This is a genomic window from Leptotrichia sp., from assembly GCF_057270615.1.
Genome location: NZ_DBHIXN010000004.1, coordinates 40,947 through 58,416, shown reverse-complemented (window position 1 = coordinate 58,416; position 17,470 = coordinate 40,947). Strand labels below are relative to the sequence as shown.

The window sequence follows — 17,470 nt, the reverse complement described above, 5'->3', positions numbered from 1 at the left end:
ATATAAAACGATTAAAATTTAGGAGGAAAAAATATGTCAATATTAGTTTTTGGACACAAAAATCCAGATACAGATACAATTTGTTCGGCAATTGCTTATGCGGAACTAAAAAATAAATTGGGAAAAGATGTAAAGGCTGTAAGACTTGGTGAAATCAACGAAGAAACTAAATATGCCTTGAACTATTTTAAAGTTGAAAAACCTGAATTGGTGCAAAACGTGGCTGGAAAGGAAATTATTTTAGTAGACCATAACGAAAGAACTCAGACTGCTGATGGATTTGAAGAAGCAAAAGTTTTGGAATTGATTGATCATCACAGAATTTCAAACTTTAATGTGGATGAACCGTTGTATGCAAGAGTAGAGCCTGTTGGGTGTACTGCAACTATTATTTTAAAATTATTTAAGGAAAATAATCTTGCACCAAGTAAAGAAACTGCTGGACTTATGTTAAGTGCCATTATTTCAGATACATTATTGTTCAAATCTCCAACTTGTACACAATGTGATGCAAAAGCTGGAAAAGAATTGGCTGAAATTGCTGGAGTAGATTTAAAAGAATATGGACTTGAAATGTTAAAAGCTGGAACTGCACTTGGAGATAAATCTGAAGCAGAACTTCTTAATATGGATATGAAAATTTTTGAAATTGATGGTGCAAAAATTGGTGTAGCACAAGTTAATACTGTAAACGAATCAGAAGTTTTAGAAAGAAAAGAAAAATTATTAGCTGAAATTAATAATATTATCGCAAAAGAAGAGCTAAAATTCTTTATGCTTGCAATTACAAATATTTTGACAAATGATTCTACAGCATTAGTTTCTGGAAATGGAAATGATGTTATTGAAAAAGCATTTGGAGAAAAAATTAATAGCAATTTAGTGACTTTGAAAGGTGTAGTTTCAAGAAAGAAACAAATTATTCCGCCATTGACAAAAGCAATTCAAGGATAAATTTACAAAAATAAAAAATAAGGATTTTAAAGATGGCAATAATAAAATTAAAAAAAAGGGAAGAACTAAAAATTTTGTTTGCGATAAAGCTCCCTATGATAATTTCTGAACTTTACAAAGAAGCTAGAAATAAAAGGGAAGCAAATGAAATAATAAGAAATTCCCTTAATATGAAAAAAAATAGAGTAATTAACACATTGGAGCTGGTTGACGGATTTGGAAACCAGTTTTCCGTCCTTGTAATTTATGATAATATTATGGAAGAAAAGGAGCTTTTAAAATATAATATGGATGTTGAAGAGATTAATTTCAGAATCTTGGAATTTGACTTTAACAATAAAATGGAAATCGAAGAGACAATAAAATATATAAAAAGTGCTCATTAAATTTATTTGATAATAAAAAAATTATTTAACAAGGGGATTCGTCCCCTTTTAATAAAATAAAAAGCGAGGGAGAATAATGAAGAAAGTAGCAATATTGGTTAGTATTTTAATGCTTGTAGTAGCTAGTACTCTAAATGCTAAAGGAAGTAAAAATAAACAAGCAAAAGAAGATAAAAAATTTGAAAAAATAATGAAAGATTTTCAGATGGAAGCTGTAATAAAAACTACAAAAGGAGATATAGAATTTTTTCTATATCCTGAAGCAGCTCCTAAAAATGTTGCAAATTTTGTATTTTTGGCAAAAAATGATTTTTACAATGGATTGAAATTTTTTAGAGTTGTTCCAAATGGACTTGTTCAGGGAGGAGATCCTGATGGAAATGGAACTGGGACAACAGGGTACCTTGTTCCAGATGAGAAAAAGAAATGGCTAACTTTTGATGTTGAGGGAATACTAGCAATGTCAAATTCAGGTCCAAATACTAACAGCAGCCAGTTTTTTATTACTATGCAAGCAATGAAAGAATTGAACGGAAAATATACGATTATTGGTGGAATAAAATCTCGTGAAGGTTTAAGCGTATTAAGAACATTAAGGGAAAATGACAAAATATTAAATATTGACATCAAAGGAAAGAAAATAGACAAATTTTTGGATTATTTTCCTGATGAAGTTAGCGAATGGGAATCAAAGCTAAAAAAACCATCAAATCAAATAGATACAAATACAAAACTTTCTGACTATAATCAGAAATAAAATTTAAATAATAATAAAATTAAAACAGAAGGAGAAAAAATGAACAAATTAAGAAATTTATTAAAAAGCGAAAAATTAAGCTTTTCTCAATATTTTGAAGAGGCGTACAAACTTTTTAATGAAATGATCAGAAATGATAACAGAGATATAATAATTATTCTAGTTTTATCGCTAATTTCAGTATTTTTTAAAAATTTTATTGGAACTTTGGCATCATTTGTCAATTTAGTTAGAATATGGCTTTTTTATAAAAAAGTTATTTTCAAAATAGAAAGAAAAAAATATAAAGCCGATGATACAATTATAAAATCACTTATATTGCTTGGAATTATAGCAGTAGCAGGATTTTTATCAGCTCTTTTTATGATTCCATTTATTAGCCAAGCAATAAAAATGGGTCTATATGGTGAAAGAGGATTTAAAGTTTTAGCAACTATAATTATTCCGATTGTTATTTTATTAGTTGTTTATATTGTTGTATCATTATTCATATTGTATTTTATACCTGCATATATCTCCAGAAATGGAAGTATTATTGAAACATTTAAATATAATCTTTTTCTTTGTAAAAATAATAGAATGAGAATGTTTGTACCTATAGTCATTTTGATTATTTTGGGATTACTCATTGGAATTGTATTAAATTTTTTGGGAATTATAGGGGCTATTTTATTTGGAATTGTAAATGGAGCTATTAATATTTTTCAAGTAATAATTATTTCAATAATTTATTTAAATGTAGAATATAATGCTGAAATTCCTGAAGAATTTTCTTTCGCTAAAGAAACTGAAAACAATAAAACAGATAATGAAAGTAAAGAACTAGAATATATATCACCATTAGAAGAAAAAAAAGATGATGAAAATAATTAATAAAAAAAATATTTAATTTTATGAAAAACTGTTTTAGCTATGTAACAATGGCTTGAAACAGTTTTTTTCTTTAATTATTATTTTTATAACAAAAATAATTTAAAACTAAACTCAAAAGCTATGGCTATTTTACTCAAATCGTTAAATTTATATTAGACCTGTTCGATAACTATACAAACTTAGAATTTAATAAAATAAATATCTTGAAGCAAGGGGTCTTGACCCCTTGTATAGATAAAAAAACTTAGGTTATCGAACATATCTATTATTTTTAATAGTTCAATTTTGAGTATAGAATCCGTCCTTTGTTCAAACGAGAAGTTATAAATTATTTAGAGGCATAATTTTTACTCTGTCCTCAAAGACAAAAAATTTGAAACATTTTGTCACTTATGATATAATAAAAACAATAATTAAGTATGTCAAATACGGATGATTTTGAATTGAAAAAGCAAGAAAATTGAGAATGTCTAAAATAATAAAAAATCTCAAAAATCTTATTGACTTTATTATGGAAGGTTCAAAACATAGAGGTGTGATATAATTTTAGTGATTGATGAGATATTATATAATAAAAAATAAAAGGTTGAAAAAATGAAAAGGATGAAGAAATATAAAGTATTGTTTATTTTGCTGTTTTATATCATACTTTTTGGCAAGCTGGATGCTGCTGGGGAAGTAATAGATCTGGAAACAGAGAAATCTAAAATAAATTTGGAAACGGAAGAAATAGAAACAGAAGGTAACGTTACTGTAAAATACGGAGATTACACAATAAATGCTGACAAATTAAAAAAAATTGCTAATAGAAATATTCTTTCAGGTTCTGGAAATGTTGAATTTTCTCAAGGTTCTCAAATTATAAAGGCTGATAACCTCATTTTTGATATGGATACAAAACTGGCAAAGATATTTAATTCAGAAAGTTATGATGCCAATTTAAAATTACGTTATGGTGGTGAAGAAACTTTAAGTTTAGGAAATAAAGCAATTTTTATAAAAAATGGATGGTTTACTACAAGTCCTTATGAAAATCCAAGCTATAAAATAAATGCAGAAGAGCTGGAAATTTATCCAAATAGAAAAGCTATTGCAAGAAATATTGGCTTTTTTGCAGCTGGGAAGACTTGGTTTAAACTGCCATATTATGTAACTTCTCTAAAACCGTCTACTCAAAGGGCCACATTATTTCCTTATATTGGAATGGATAGTGATAGAGGACTTTTTGGGATTATGGGATTTGATTATGATTTAGGACCGCTTGCACAAGGATTTGTTGATTTTGAATTAAGTACAAAACAAAAATTAGCTTTAAAAATTTCAAATGATTATTCTTTTTGGGGAAATAATTCTGGAAATATATTTGTAAATAGAATTGTTGTTCCAATTGGAAATCACAAAAAAGAATGGGACTTCAAATGGAATCATAAAGTTACAAATGTTCCAAAAAAAGCTAAAGAAGATAGAAAATTTTATGATGCGGGTTATGGAATCTGGAACTTAAATTATCAAAATATTACAACTAATCTAATGTATGCAGTTGACGGTGCAAAATTAAAGGACGATTATACTTCGTTTGTAAATAAATATAGACATATCGGTTTTTGGGATATGAATATTAATCAGGAACTTGGTCAAAATGGAGAATTTAATGCAAAATATTATTGGACACAAGATAAGCGTGCATTAAAGGCATTGACTGATATAAATGATAAGATTATGGAAGATGATGATCTTGATCCGCATAGAACAGATGTCGATTTATATAAAAACATAAAATATACAAATGGAAACAAAGACGTTGAAGTAATATTGGAAAATGAAGATTTTCGTGACATTAATCCTGGATATATTGGAGATTTAAATTCATACAGAAAAAAAAGAAGCTATGGAATTGACTTTAAAGGTCCAAAAATAAAATTCAATTATCTTAATTCAGATAATGATGAATATGGTGAACTTTCAGGAATGCGTGACCGTGGTGACGACAAGACAATCCACTGGGTTCAAAATGTTGCTTACGATAAGAGAAAAGAATGGGGACTGACATTTGGAAATTACTATCCTTTTAGGGAAAGTGACTTTTTTGGATATCAACCTCATACTAATTCTCAAAATTTAACAAACACATTGTACTTTGGAGCACAAGCAAAACAAGTTGAGGTTATAAAAAAAGAATATGAATATGATTATACAAGAGATAATGAAAATTACAACTCACTATTTCTTAATCCTACAACAACTGATGAAAGCCGTATTTACAAAGTTTACGAAGATAATGAAACAATACGTCGTCCTAAAAATATTATCTATGAAAAATACAGATCACAAAAATTTAATATAGGTAATGACAGAATTGATATTCCATTGAGAGATTCATTTATTGGATATAACTTGGCATTTGAAAATCGTAATTATAGCAATTTGCCAGTTCCCGAATTTAAAAATGGACGAAAAGTTGAAGACTTGAATTCAAAAACAGGATATAAAGTAGCAAGAAATGCAAGCGGAGATACAATAAAGCAAAGTCCATCAATGAGAATTTTTACATTAGATACAAGACTTTTTACAACAATTTATGATAATACATCTAAAAAAAATAATAAATACGATGTAAAAGTTACAAATGATGCAACTGTCAGTTTACAAAGGACAACTGCAGGAAGTGCAACTTACGGAGGATATGATATTGTAGAAATTCCAACAAATGCACTTGGACTTAGAAATGATTTTAATTATCATATAGGAAATATAACGTTTAATTATAATTTGGCAATGAGAGATGATAGACACTTTAAAGATAACTGGTTAAAAAACAGATATGTCAAAAATTATTTAAAAGCTGATATTGCAAATAAACGATTTGTAAGTCTTAGTTTTGAAAATAATGATAACTATGAATTTAAAGATTTTAAATCTGATAGGAATTTTAACAGGGAAATTCAATATGGATATTTATCAGATGCTGGAGATAACTTCTTGTACAGATTTTCTGATAAAAATAAACAATTATTTCCTTACAATACTAGCCTTGGATGGAATCAAAAGATATATAAGGAATCTTTGAAGGAAAGAAGTTTTGGAGTCAATTTTAATGAATGGGGATTTGAATATACAAACTCATTAAACAAAGCGAATGATATTTATGGAAATGTAGCGACGTTTGGTTATCCAGCATTAAAATTAAAAACAAACTATCACAAGCTGGGATTTGTTTTTGATACTTCAAAAATGAAGAACAAAAAAATTGAGTCGGATCATTATTTTAAAATAAATCTTGGATTTGGAAAAAAAATATATAGGGATTTAAATAATACACCAATTGTTACTTCAGATGATAAATACATACGTGGAAATGATTATACTACAATCGGATTTTTGTACAAATATGAAAATAATGCTAAACCTAAGTATGCTGCTGATCTAAATAAAAACGAAAAAGAAAAAGAAATTACAAAAACAGAAAATCAAATTAAAGATATAAATATGGTAAAAAATTCAAATACACAAGAATTTTCTATTAATAATGCTAATAATTCTAATATAGATAATATCGTTGTAAATAGTGACAACAGATTATTTTTAAGCAGTGAAGAAGAAGAGGCATATAAAAGTTATGTGGAAGAAGAAAATTATCGTCAGAATAAGTTCAGCTTAAATGATTTTAATGCTAAACTTCAAAATTTAAGAAGTCAAAAAAAATATTTTCAAATTGGAATGGATATACAATTAGATGGATCTGATGCTTCTAATCCTACTGGAATGAATGGATTTGATAAAATTAATGATTTGACTTTTAAAGTTGAAGCTGGGTATTTGGAAAAGATGTTTGTGAGATATGCTTTTATAATGGAAAGACCAGATAGAATATATCGTAATGCATCAACACGTAATAGCACATTTGATTTTAGAAAGCATGAATTTGAAGGAAAATATATGTTCTCAAGAGATCCAGATAAGCCATGGTGGGTTGGAGGAAAAATTCAGTATATCCAAAATGGAGCCCCAAAATCTTCTGATCCTGAAATCTATGAAAGTTCATGGTATGCAAAAAAAGTTAACAAGTTAACCTTAGGAATGGCAACATTAACACATAGATTTGAAAATGTTGAATGGGAAATTGGAGCAGGGATGAAATGGGATAAACCTAATAATAAAAAATTAGGCTACTATCCAGTAGTTTCATTAAAATTTGGAGTAACGCCATTTCCTGAAAAGAATGCTCAATTTAAGTATTCTGGAAAAGGATTTGAATTTGGAGCAGGATTATAGTTATAATATTATTTTATGTTACATAAAAATAATAGCTTTGTTATAATTTTTGTTATGCACTGGATAAGACCTCTTGTTAGTATAAAATATTAGATTTAATCTAATAAAAAATTTTATAATGTATCCGTTATTCAAATAAGGTTTAGTATTACTTTTGTATTAAGAGGAAAAAGTAAATTTTTATACTCTTTTAAAAAAAATCAGCCGAGTTTAAAATTCGGCTTTTTTATTTTATACTATTTCTCATCAAAATAATAGATTTTTTAGAAAGTAAGTAAAATATGTTTTTTATTTTTCAAATGAGTCTTAGTATAAAAGAAATTCTAGTTATATTTCTAGTAAATATATTATTTTTATGAAGTGAATATTTATGCTGATTATAAAATTTTTAAGTTTTGTAATTTCTAAAAAATTTTAATTTATAAACTGAACTTCAATACGTCTATTTGCAGCTCTTCCTTCTTCCGTGTCATTTGAAGCAACTGGATTTCTATCACCATTTCCTTTTGTTTCAATGATTTTTTCTGGAGCAAGTCCAAGATCAATTAATTTTTCTTCAACACTTTCAGCTCTTCTTAAAGACAATTCTTTGTTATATTCTTTTGTTCCTTTGGAATCAGTATACCCAATAATAGATACTTTATAATTTTTAGATTCAATGAAATTTTTAAGCTTTTCTAATATAGGAGTATATTCTTCCTTTATTGTAGCACTATTAAAATCAAATTTTAATTTACTTGTATCCAACACTACAATATCTGATTTATCCTTGTTTTTTGATATGTTAAGATCATCTGTCGCATTTGTTCCGTCGACTTCAACTGCTGTTGCTTGCATCGCATTATCACGTAAATTTGATGTTGTAATTTTTTTAGCTGTAGTTGGAGCTGAAACTAATAAGACAGATAACATTGCAGTTATTTTTGATTTTTTTTCCATATTATACCTCTCTTCCTTTTTAATTTTTGTTATAATCTATTTTTTAAAACCTAAATTTTTTACAATTTATGCTAATCAAGCAAAAAAGTATAAATATATTTTTATTATACTTTCCTTTATCTTAGTATAGCATATTCTTTTTAATTTTCATAGATTTTTTTGATAAAAATTGTAAAAAGTAAAGTTTTTCTTAGGGTATAACTATTTTTCCCCTGTATTAAGTTTAGTCATTCTTGAAAGTGTATTAGACTTTATTCTGTCTATATGAAGAATCCAGCTGTGAAACATAATATCTAAAAATATTAAAAAAACTTTTATCAACCAACTTAGCTACGAAACATATAAATTTCCTTTTATTAAAACATACTTATTTGTTCTTTTTCAGAAAAAGTTAAATATTTGCAGCAACATTTATGTTATTGTTATCTTGCATAATGAGAATGATTCTTTTATTGTATAGTAAAACTAATTTAAAACTAAATTCAATATCTATAACTATTTTACTCAAGCTCTAGTTTATATGATTTTTAATAGCTCGATCTTAAACGGTTTTGAATATATTTTATTAGACCTGTTCGATAACTATACAAACTTAGAATTTAATAAAATAAATATCTTGAAGCAAGGGATCAAGACCCCTTGTATAGATAAAAAAACTTAGGTTATCGAACATATCTATTATATAACACACCTCCAAATAATTTACTTTATAATTTTGAAAAAAAAACTTGCAATATTTAATAAAAAGGTATAAAATTACTTTGTTAATTAAAATATTCGGTTTTCATAGTATTTGTTACATTTTTGTAATTATTATAAAATACTATATTATATGGGAATTTTTTTCTATTAGTTTGGACATATAAGTGTTTTTTGAAAATCGAAAATCATAAATATTACTAAAATTATAAATGAGAGGAGATGATCTGACATGACGTTAGTAGAAGGAAAAGTCGGAGACAAGTTTTTGTTAAAGGACATTGATCAAAAAAAATTAGACACACGGTTGTTAAGTCTAGGAGTTTGTAGAGGAGATGCATGCACAATTGAAAATATTGCAAATGGAAATGTCCTTATAAAGACAGTTGAAACTAAAATTGTCATTAGTACAAATTTAGCAAATCACATTCAAATTGAGGTGATAAAATGATAAATGTGGCATTTGTCGGAAATCCTAATGTTGGGAAAACCGCTTTAATTAATCAAATTTCACATGCAAGTTTAAAAATGGGGAACTGGCCAGGGGTAACAATTGAAAAAAAAGAAGTATTTTTTAAGGTCGGAGATGAAGATGTAAAATTAATTGATTTGCCAGGAATTTACAATTTATCAATGAGTACGGCAGAAGAAAGAGTTTCACGAGATTTTTTGCTAGATGAAAAAGTTGATGTGATAATTAACGTGCTGGATTCAACATCGCTTGAAAAAAATATTTATTTAACAGCATTGTTAAAGGAACTTGACATCCCAATTGTTATGGCTCTTAATTTTCAAGATGAATTTAAAAGGGTGGGTTATGAATTAAATGTAGAAAAATTTGAAAAACAATTAGGAGTTCCAGTAGTTTTTACAAGTGGAAAATCTGGAGCTGGTATAGATCAGCTTATGAAAAAAGTTGTAGAACTTTACAAACAAAATTTTTCAACTAAAAAAATCCAAACTAGATTATTATTTAAAAAAGAAATTGAAGATAATATTGAAAGCCTAAGAAATAAATTAGAAAATGACAAATCTTATGAAAAAGTTTTGGAAAAATATCCAATTGAATGGCTTGCAATTAAAATTTTAGAAAATGATTTTGATGCTCTGGCAAGAGTAAAAAATGAATTTGAAGTTGACCTTTCAAATATTGGGGAAACTGAAAAGAAAAATATTGAAAATCAATATGGAATTGAAGCTCAAGATGCTTTGGCAAGGGAAAGATACGGAACAGTTCGTGGTATTATTTCAGTGAATTTAAAAAGAGGAACAGGTGATAAATTTGCCTTAACTGATAAAATTGATAAAATACTTTTGAACAAGTTTTTTGGTGGAATAGCTTTTCTTGCTATAATTTATGCTGTTTTCGTAGTTGTATTTGATGGAAGTTCTCCATTTATTGACTGGATTGATGGATTTTTTAGTAACTTTGTCATAAAATATGTGGGTCACGCTATTGAAGGAGTGCCAAATTGGTTAAGCAGTTTTATACTTGATGGAATTTTGGCTGGTGTAGGTTCAGTATTGACATTTATACCGCTTATGTTCTTTATCTACTTTTTTATGGCAATCCTTGAAGAAAGTGGATATATGGCTCGTGTTGCATTCATCTTAAACAAAATGATGACAAAAGTTGGACTTTCAGGAAAAGCATTTATTCCAATGTTAATTGGATTTGGATGTACAGTTCCTGCAATTTATTCAACAAGAACATTGGAAGATGAAAAAACAAGAAGATTGACAGGAGTTATTGCAACATTTATGTCATGTGGGGCAAGACTGCCAGTTTATTCATTACTTGCAGCTGCATTCTTTAGTAAGCATGCGGCTTTAGTGGTAGTTTCAATTTATCTTTTTGGTGTATTTATGGCTCTTTTAGTAGCTTTTATATTAAAAAGATTTGATTATTTTAAAGGAAACAATACAGAACTTCTTATAGAACTACCACCATACAGACTTCCAAGCATCAAAGCAGTATGGGCTAACATGAGATCAAGAACTTTTTCTTACATAAAAAAAGCAACTACAATAGTTTTAGGAATCTTATTAATTATTTGGTTTTTTCAATATTTTCCAAATAAAGGAGATGCAGAAAATTCATACATAGGTCAAGCAGCAAAAATTGTACAGCCTGTATTCAAGCCAACTGGTTTTGGTGACAGATGGGAGCCTGTAGCTTCTATTGTACCAAGTATTGTAGCAAAAGAAACAGTAGTAGGATTTTTAGGACAAATATTATTATCTCAAAAAAAAGACGAAAAGCAGGAATATAACTTTATGTCAGACTTAAAAGATCAAGGAATTGCACTTGGAGGAGCTGTAGTTGATTCAATAAAATCATTAGGTCATATTGCAACATTCAAAATTTCAACATTAGAAATGAAGAATCAGCAAGAGCTTGACCAAGATGCAGGTGGAAATATCATCCCAGCAATCAGAAACTTATGGAATGACAAATATGGACAAATAAGAGCATATTCATTTATGCTATATGTTCTTCTTATAGTACCATGTGCCGTAGCAATGGGAGCTTTAAAACAAGAATTTGGATGGAAATTACTAATATTTCAAGTATCAATGTTACTAATTACGCCTTATGTAGTATCAACCATATTTTTCAACATTGCAAGGCTATTTATATAAATTAAAATAAAGTACAAAAATATTAATTTAATAAGGAAGTGAGTATAAAAATGATAATAAAAACAATCATTATTGCTGTAATAGCAGCTGCAATTGTATTTGCAGTATTCAGAAAAATATACAAAGACTACAAAAAAAATAAAAATTTCTGTGGAACAGACTGCTGTCACTGTTCAGGTGGTTCATGCAGTTCACATGAAAAAGTAGAAAATCACTCTAAATAGTAAAATAATTAAAATAGAATGTCCATAATTTTTTCTCAAGCCCTAATAATATTTAGTCACATCAATATTAACAGGGCTTGATTTTATTTTTAATTCCATAATTCCACAAAGTAAAAACAAACACAATAAAAAATCTATTATAAGAGTATTCCTGTATAATAATATTTGACCAATAGAAAAAGTGAAAACTTTTTTCTTCAAAACTCCTTTTTAATACGTCATCACAAGGATGGCGTATTTTTTTATAGCTATTCTTTTTACTAAGCCAAATAATACAGTATTTTGAGATAATTTTTTTTGAATTGCTAAACATTACCATATTTTGTTATATTTTTTTAAAAGTTTGGAAAAATAACCATTTACCTTATGTGTTGGTTACCTGTTGGTTACCTTTTTTGATATATTCAAAGTATGATTTTTAGACTTTTAAATAATATTTTTATACTACATCCTTAAAAAAATCTATTCTGTTAATTGATTTTTTTAATTCCTGTTCATCTTCTTTTTTAATATAATAATCTATTGTTGTGTTTATACTTTCGTGTCCTAATATATCTGTTATTTGAACTTCATTTAATTGATATTTTCTCATAAAAGTTGCCAATGTTTTTCTGCAATCGTGAGTTTCGTGTTTTTCTATCCCTAATGTTTCAAGTGTTTTATAAAATTTTTCACGAAAGTAATTTTCTCGAATTGGCTTATTTTCATTATTTTTTTTCTTAAATACCCAATTCTTATTGTAAAATAAATAATCTGTAGGACTATTTTTATAAAGATTTTGTATGATTGGATAAATATCATCACGAATCGGTATTTTTCTATTCATTCCTTTTTCTGTCTTATTTCCACCAAATATGATTCCATTTATCAAGTCAACATTCTCTTTTTTTAAATTAACAGCTTCCCCAATTCGCATTCCTGTATAAATCATAATTAAAATGTATTCTACCCAATCAATTTTAATATTATCCCACAATTTTTTAATATCATAGCCAGTAAATATATTTATTTCTTTATGTTTGCTTTCTTTTGGTAGTTTTATATGTTCCGCTCTATTTATAGTTAGTATTTCCATTTCTATAGCATATTTATAAAGTACACTTAAAAACCCTTTAGTAATACTTTTTGTTCCTTTGCTACAATTTAAATTATTTATAAGACTTTGTAATTGTGGAGCTTTTATATCCCTAAATATAAGGTTATATAATGGTTTACATCTCTTATAACTGTTTATATAAGATTTAAAAGTTACCTTAGCAACATTTTTTTCTTGAGCTTCTTTAAATAAATTGAATATTTCCTCAAATGTCATTGTATGTGTTTCTAAATTGTAAGGATTAAATAAATATTCATCTAATTTTTGTTGTGCTTCTTTTTTCGTTTTATACAGTCCTAACGATACTCGTTTTTTTGTTGCTGAGTCTGTAACTCGTACCCAATAAGGTTTATTCTTTTTAGTTTTTGTTATACTACCTCTACCATTTCCTTTCTTAGTTCTATTTTTTTCCATTTCTTCCCCATTCTAAAATCTAGCTATAGGGCAGTATCATTCTACCCTATAATTTTAATATTATTTTTCTTTCATCGCAATATATTTATTTAAAAAAATATCTGTATTAATTCAGAATTTTTCAATTTCAATATCTTTTTCAACAAAAATATTTCTTCCTGTGTAAAAAAATACTTTCCATTTACTTTCTTATTAAATCCACTTTCTGAAATTCTCATTTTTTCAGACAATTTTTTATAATTCAATTTTTTATCTCTAATCTTTTCTTTCAAAATATTATACATTTCTTTTTTTAATTCTAAATTCAATTAAATCACTCTCCATTTCATTTTTAAAAATTTCTTTATTAAATTGTAAGAGTGTGATAAAATAAAAGTGGTTGCGAGGGGCTTTTATAAAGTCCTTCCTTTTATTTTTATCAACACTCATTCTATTTTTCAACTCCTAACTAATTTACTTAGTAATTTAAAGTTTTTTTATATTCTTGTCTTGATTCTTAATCATTCGTTGCCTAATTCTTTTATTACTTAATTTATCTGTGTAAATTATTCTTAACAACTTCACATATAGGTTTCACAAATTCTTATTTTTTTGAATTTTTCAATTCTTCTAGTCTATATTTCCACAAAGGACAATCTTTATAAGGGCAATCTATAACTTTTTGCTCATCGTCATCCCAGCACTCAAGACAATGTTTTTCAATAGACTTTTTCATATCATCTTTTTCATCCATTTTCTTCTCCTTTCCTTGCTTACGTTTAAGTATAGCTATTTAATTTCAGTTCTTTTAATATATTTTTACTCCAAACAAAAAATCTTTTATTCTGAATTACTTCTAAATGAACCTTAACTACATTATTACCTAAATTAAACAAATTATATAACTGTTTTTTATTATCTCTTGTTAAATAAGACACCTCCTTTTCTATTTTTTTCTTTGTTCCTAAACTTTTTAAATACACATTTGCATTGAATCCTTTTAAATTTCTCCATTCTTGTGTAATCATATTCTTAAATTCATTTATCTTGAAGTGTTTGTATATTCCTTTTATTGTAAATAAAATAATATGAATATGTGGAAGTGAATCATAATAAGTATAATTAATTTCAATTACTTTAAAATATCCTCTCACAACTTTCTCAATAAAGGGCCTACTTAATAATATTTTTAACTTTTCATTGTTATCCTTTATTTCCTCATTTATCTTATCAGTTTTAATTTCAACATTATTACCATTTAAGACTAGTATAAACAAATTATATTTCTTTTCTAGCTTTAAGGCCCTGTCTTTATGCCTATAGTACAACATTCTTTTATTTTTCATATTACATATAGGACAAAATGATTTCTTACATCTAAAAATTTTATGAGGCCATTCTGGATGTTCATACCAATATAAGTACTCATTATAACAATTTTTCACATTCAATAATTTCTTTTTAGAAATAATATCTTTAAAATCTTCTCTTTCATATATTTCAATGCTTTTCTTATAATACCCAATATACTCTTCTTCCTTATTCAATCATTATCGCTTCCCTTTTTTAATTTTTCTACCCCTACCTTTTACAAAAAAGATTATAATTTTGAGTTAAAAATATCTTAATTTTTCTTTTCCTCTATACTACTATTTAATAATAGAGAGAAAATAAAATTTCTTGACTATTATTTCAAAACAATATATAATATTCCTACGTGGGTGGATATATTAAGTTTAAAAAAATACAGCTTCTATTTATATCTATCCACCTATGGATATATTACCACAATTTTATAAAATTGTCAATACTGTTTTAAAAATTAGGAGGAAGAATATGGCAAAAACAAAATTTAAGGAAAATTTTAAGGAAATATTGAAAGAGTTGAGAAAAAAAAAGAATCTTACTCAAAGAGGATTAGCTGAAAAAACTGGAATTTCATTAGCAATGATAACTAAATATGAACAAGGGTTAAATACTCCAAGTATAGAAAATCTAAGAGTTTTAGCTGATTTTTTTAAAGTACCTATACGTAACTTTTTAGAAGAAAATAGAGATAGGGATAGAGTTTTTAAGGTTTTTTTATCAGAAGAAGAGGCTAGTATAGATATTGAAAATTATGATTCTTCTACTAATGATAAAAAATTTTTATCTATATCCAAAGGAAGGCAATATATTTATCACATTTTAAAATTTTTAGAAGCAGTTGGATTTGAAATTTACATTGATGAAGAAAAGAATGTTTTTAATATAAGAAGTTCTGACCCTGAATATCTTGTGAATATTTACTGGACAATCAATAATCTTCAGTTTCAAATACAATTTTTAAGAAATATTCTTATTGACTATTCTTATATGTTTTTTAAAGATATGGATAACCATATAAAAAAAATTAATAATGATACACAAGTACGTTTACTTGAAAATGATAATACAGAAAATAATAATACAAAAAATTATGAGGATAAAAAATAGGTTAAAAAAAGAATATAGAAAAAATAGAGAATTACTTATTATTGAAAAAATAAGAAAAGATATTCAAAAAGAGTGTAGTCTGTATTTTTACACTCTTTACTTTTAACTTCTAAATTTATTTTATTGATTTACTTTTTCTTATTTTTCTTATATTTTTTAACTAATTTTTTTTAAAATAAGTTGCAAATTCTTGTATCTCATTTCTTACTTAATATTCAAAATAAATTACTTATTTTTAATTTCTAATAACTAAAAATTTATTTTATAAAATTATTTTTTACTTGATTATCCTTAGCCAAAGGGTTAAGTATGAGTGGGATTTCTTTTTGTCCTTAATTCGATCGGAAATGGGGGTAGAAAGCGATTTAAAAAGTTTTTGGATAAAATATACCAATAATTATTTTAATGCTCTAAAACGCTAAAATTTGTTCTATTTTATTTTAAAATTTGTTGCATTTTATTATATAATCTATCATATCTAAAATATTTTAAAAGCAACAGATATTTAATAAAAAATTTAAATTTATTTTTTTAATTTCTCAAAATATCCATTAAGTCTGAAAAGTAAAATAATTTATTTCTCATTTTATTATCCTGATAAATTACACCACTATTCAATAATTTTTTTACATTTGTACTTGTAGCTGTATAGCTTGAATTAGTAGCATTTGATAAAAATTTTATTGTGAATACTGGATTTTTAAAGATTGAATCCAAATATTTCTCTTTTATGTTATTCTTTATACAATAATCTTTCAATTTAAAATATAATTCCTCAACTTTTCGCAGTTTTTCTATATTTTTATCAGCTTGAGAAATAACAGCATCTAGGAAAAATAAAATCCATTCTTTCCATCGAGGACTATCTGTTCTTAAATTATTCAATAATTGATAATATTTAAATTTATTTTTTTCTAATTCCCCACTTACAAAGAATGTCGGTGTATTCACTATTTTTTTATCCAATAAATATAACATTATCAAAATTCTTCCAACTCTACCATTACCATCCAAAAATGGATGTATAGTTTCAAATTGTGCGTGTATTATCGCAATTTTTATTATTGGGTCTATTTCTTCCTCTATCTCATCATTAATGTATTTTTCCAAATTCCTAATATATTCTTCAATATTTTGCGGCTCTGGTGGAATATATGTAGCGTCTTCAATTCTTTTTGATGTTCCTATCCAATTTTGTACTTTTCTATATTCACCAGGCCCTCTATTCTTCCCCCTACCATCTTTCAATATTATCTCGTGCAATTTTAAAATCAATCTTGTGAAAATCGGAATATTTTTTAACATTTCACTCCCTGTATTTAATGCTTCCAAGTAATTTCTTACTTCCAATATATCCACATTTTTTTTATTAGTTATTTCAGCTTCTACTACTTCATCAAATGTTGCTTGTGTCCCCTCTATTCGTGTTGACTGCAAAGATTCATTCAACGACAACATCCACATTATATTTTCTGATGTTAAATTTCTCTCTAACAATACCGAAAACTCAACCAGTTTATTTCGTGCTACAATAGCCTTTTTATAAAGCTCTATCATAATATCATTACTCAAATTTAACGGTAATTTGATAGGTTCAAACGCTTTTTTCATATTTCCTTCCTCTCATACATTATTTTATATTTTTAATTATACATCATTTTATAACTTTTTTCAATATAAAAACGTTATAAATCCAAATTTTATCAACTTTATTTTCTTTTTATAACCAAATAAGTTATAACTTTTTTTATTAATGCTT

The 17,470-nt window shown here is 26.3% G+C and carries 15 protein-coding genes; 9 read left to right on the top strand and 6 right to left on the bottom strand.

Going from position 1 to position 17,470, the window contains the following annotated elements; translation table 11 throughout:
* Positions 1-33: 33 nt before the first annotated feature.
* The 5 genes from ACO409_RS01650 to ACO409_RS01630 all read left to right on the top strand — a co-directional run bounded on the left by ACO409_RS01650 (position 34) and on the right by ACO409_RS01630 (position 7,242).
* Positions 34-954: a manganese-dependent inorganic pyrophosphatase gene (locus ACO409_RS01650; protein WP_485554210.1), complete on the top strand. Its 921-nt coding sequence runs from the start codon at positions 34-36 to the stop codon at positions 952-954.
* A 32-nt stretch (positions 955-986) separates the two neighbouring features.
* Positions 987-1,340, top strand: a complete 354-nt coding sequence (locus tag ACO409_RS01645; protein ID WP_485554209.1) for a hypothetical protein — start codon at positions 987-989, stop codon at positions 1,338-1,340.
* A 76-nt stretch (positions 1,341-1,416) separates the two neighbouring features.
* A complete protein-coding gene (locus tag ACO409_RS01640; protein WP_485554207.1) occupies positions 1,417-2,097 on the top strand; it encodes a peptidylprolyl isomerase in 681 nt (226 codons plus the stop codon).
* A 39-nt stretch (positions 2,098-2,136) separates the two neighbouring features.
* Positions 2,137-2,970, top strand: a complete 834-nt coding sequence (locus ACO409_RS01635) for a hypothetical protein (RefSeq protein ID WP_485554205.1) — start codon at positions 2,137-2,139, stop codon at positions 2,968-2,970.
* A gap of 594 nt (positions 2,971-3,564) precedes the next feature.
* Positions 3,565-7,242, top strand: a complete 3,678-nt coding sequence (locus ACO409_RS01630) for an LPS-assembly protein LptD (protein WP_485554203.1) — start codon at positions 3,565-3,567, stop codon at positions 7,240-7,242.
* Positions 7,243-7,656: 414 nt separating this feature from the next.
* Here ACO409_RS01630 and ACO409_RS01625 read toward each other — a convergent pair whose 3' ends face one another.
* Positions 7,657-8,181, bottom strand: coding sequence for an OmpA family protein (locus tag ACO409_RS01625; protein ID WP_485554202.1), 525 nt, complete (start codon positions 8,179-8,181; stop codon positions 7,657-7,659).
* Positions 8,182-9,112: 931 nt separating this feature from the next.
* Here ACO409_RS01625 and ACO409_RS01620 point away from each other — a divergent pair.
* The 3 genes from ACO409_RS01620 to ACO409_RS01610 are packed head-to-tail and all read left to right on the top strand — an operon-like array spanning position 9,113 to position 11,747.
* A complete protein-coding gene (locus tag ACO409_RS01620; protein ID WP_485554200.1) occupies positions 9,113-9,331 on the top strand; it encodes a FeoA family protein in 219 nt (72 codons plus the stop codon).
* Positions 9,328-11,523: a ferrous iron transport protein B gene (gene feoB, locus ACO409_RS01615; RefSeq protein ID WP_485554198.1), complete on the top strand. Its 2,196-nt coding sequence runs from the start codon at positions 9,328-9,330 to the stop codon at positions 11,521-11,523. The genes ACO409_RS01620 and feoB overlap by 4 nt, the downstream gene beginning before the upstream one ends.
* A gap of 50 nt (positions 11,524-11,573) precedes the next feature.
* Positions 11,574-11,747 (top strand): FeoB-associated Cys-rich membrane protein, encoded by a 174-nt coding sequence (locus tag ACO409_RS01610; protein WP_485554197.1) that lies wholly within the window; start codon positions 11,574-11,576, stop codon positions 11,745-11,747.
* A gap of 439 nt (positions 11,748-12,186) precedes the next feature.
* On the opposite strand, the gene ACO409_RS01605 is transcribed toward ACO409_RS01610, so the two are convergent.
* The 4 genes from ACO409_RS01605 to ACO409_RS01590 all read right to left on the bottom strand — a co-directional run bounded on the left by ACO409_RS01605 (position 12,187) and on the right by ACO409_RS01590 (position 14,783).
* Entirely contained in the window at positions 12,187-13,257 is a 1,071-nt protein-coding gene (locus tag ACO409_RS01605) for a tyrosine-type recombinase/integrase (protein WP_485554195.1), read from the bottom strand.
* A gap of 89 nt (positions 13,258-13,346) precedes the next feature.
* Positions 13,347-13,565: a transcriptional regulator gene (locus tag ACO409_RS01600; protein ID WP_485554193.1), complete on the bottom strand. Its 219-nt coding sequence runs from the start codon at positions 13,563-13,565 to the stop codon at positions 13,347-13,349.
* A 275-nt stretch (positions 13,566-13,840) separates the two neighbouring features.
* Positions 13,841-13,990, bottom strand: coding sequence for a hypothetical protein (locus ACO409_RS01595; RefSeq protein ID WP_314713730.1), 150 nt, complete (start codon positions 13,988-13,990; stop codon positions 13,841-13,843).
* Between the two features lie 25 nt (positions 13,991-14,015).
* Positions 14,016-14,783, bottom strand: a complete 768-nt coding sequence (locus tag ACO409_RS01590; protein WP_485554191.1) for a protein rep — start codon at positions 14,781-14,783, stop codon at positions 14,016-14,018.
* A 289-nt stretch (positions 14,784-15,072) separates the two neighbouring features.
* Between ACO409_RS01590 and ACO409_RS01585 the strand changes: the two genes are divergently transcribed.
* Positions 15,073-15,711, top strand: coding sequence for a helix-turn-helix domain-containing protein (locus ACO409_RS01585; protein ID WP_485554189.1), 639 nt, complete (start codon positions 15,073-15,075; stop codon positions 15,709-15,711).
* Between the two features lie 531 nt (positions 15,712-16,242).
* Here the strand turns inward: ACO409_RS01585 and ACO409_RS01580 are convergent.
* Positions 16,243-17,322 carry a Fic family protein gene (locus tag ACO409_RS01580; RefSeq protein ID WP_485554187.1) on the bottom strand — a complete coding sequence of 360 codons (1,080 nt, stop codon included), beginning with the start codon at positions 17,320-17,322 and terminating at the stop codon, positions 16,243-16,245.
* Positions 17,323-17,470: the final 148 nt, after the last annotated feature.

Coding starts and splice junctions, on each gene's coding strand:
- ACO409_RS01650 (WP_485554210.1), top strand. CDS start 34: ATGTCAATATTAGTTTTTGGACACAAAAATCCAGATACAGATACAATT.
- ACO409_RS01645 (WP_485554209.1), top strand. CDS start 987: ATGGCAATAATAAAATTAAAAAAAAGGGAAGAACTAAAAATTTTGTTT.
- ACO409_RS01640 (WP_485554207.1), top strand. CDS start 1,417: ATGAAGAAAGTAGCAATATTGGTTAGTATTTTAATGCTTGTAGTAGCT.
- ACO409_RS01635 (WP_485554205.1), top strand. CDS start 2,137: ATGAACAAATTAAGAAATTTATTAAAAAGCGAAAAATTAAGCTTTTCT.
- ACO409_RS01630 (WP_485554203.1), top strand. CDS start 3,565: ATGAAAAGGATGAAGAAATATAAAGTATTGTTTATTTTGCTGTTTTAT.
- ACO409_RS01625 (WP_485554202.1), bottom strand. CDS start 8,181: ATGGAAAAAAAATCAAAAATAACTGCAATGTTATCTGTCTTATTAGTT.
- ACO409_RS01620 (WP_485554200.1), top strand. CDS start 9,113: ATGACGTTAGTAGAAGGAAAAGTCGGAGACAAGTTTTTGTTAAAGGAC.
- feoB (WP_485554198.1), top strand. CDS start 9,328: ATGATAAATGTGGCATTTGTCGGAAATCCTAATGTTGGGAAAACCGCT.
- ACO409_RS01610 (WP_485554197.1), top strand. CDS start 11,574: ATGATAATAAAAACAATCATTATTGCTGTAATAGCAGCTGCAATTGTA.
- ACO409_RS01605 (WP_485554195.1), bottom strand. CDS start 13,257: ATGGAAAAAAATAGAACTAAGAAAGGAAATGGTAGAGGTAGTATAACA.
- ACO409_RS01595 (WP_314713730.1), bottom strand. CDS start 13,990: ATGGATGAAAAAGATGATATGAAAAAGTCTATTGAAAAACATTGTCTT.
- ACO409_RS01585 (WP_485554189.1), top strand. CDS start 15,073: ATGGCAAAAACAAAATTTAAGGAAAATTTTAAGGAAATATTGAAAGAG.
- ACO409_RS01580 (WP_485554187.1), bottom strand. CDS start 17,322: ATGAAAAAAGCGTTTGAACCTATCAAATTACCGTTAAATTTGAGTAAT.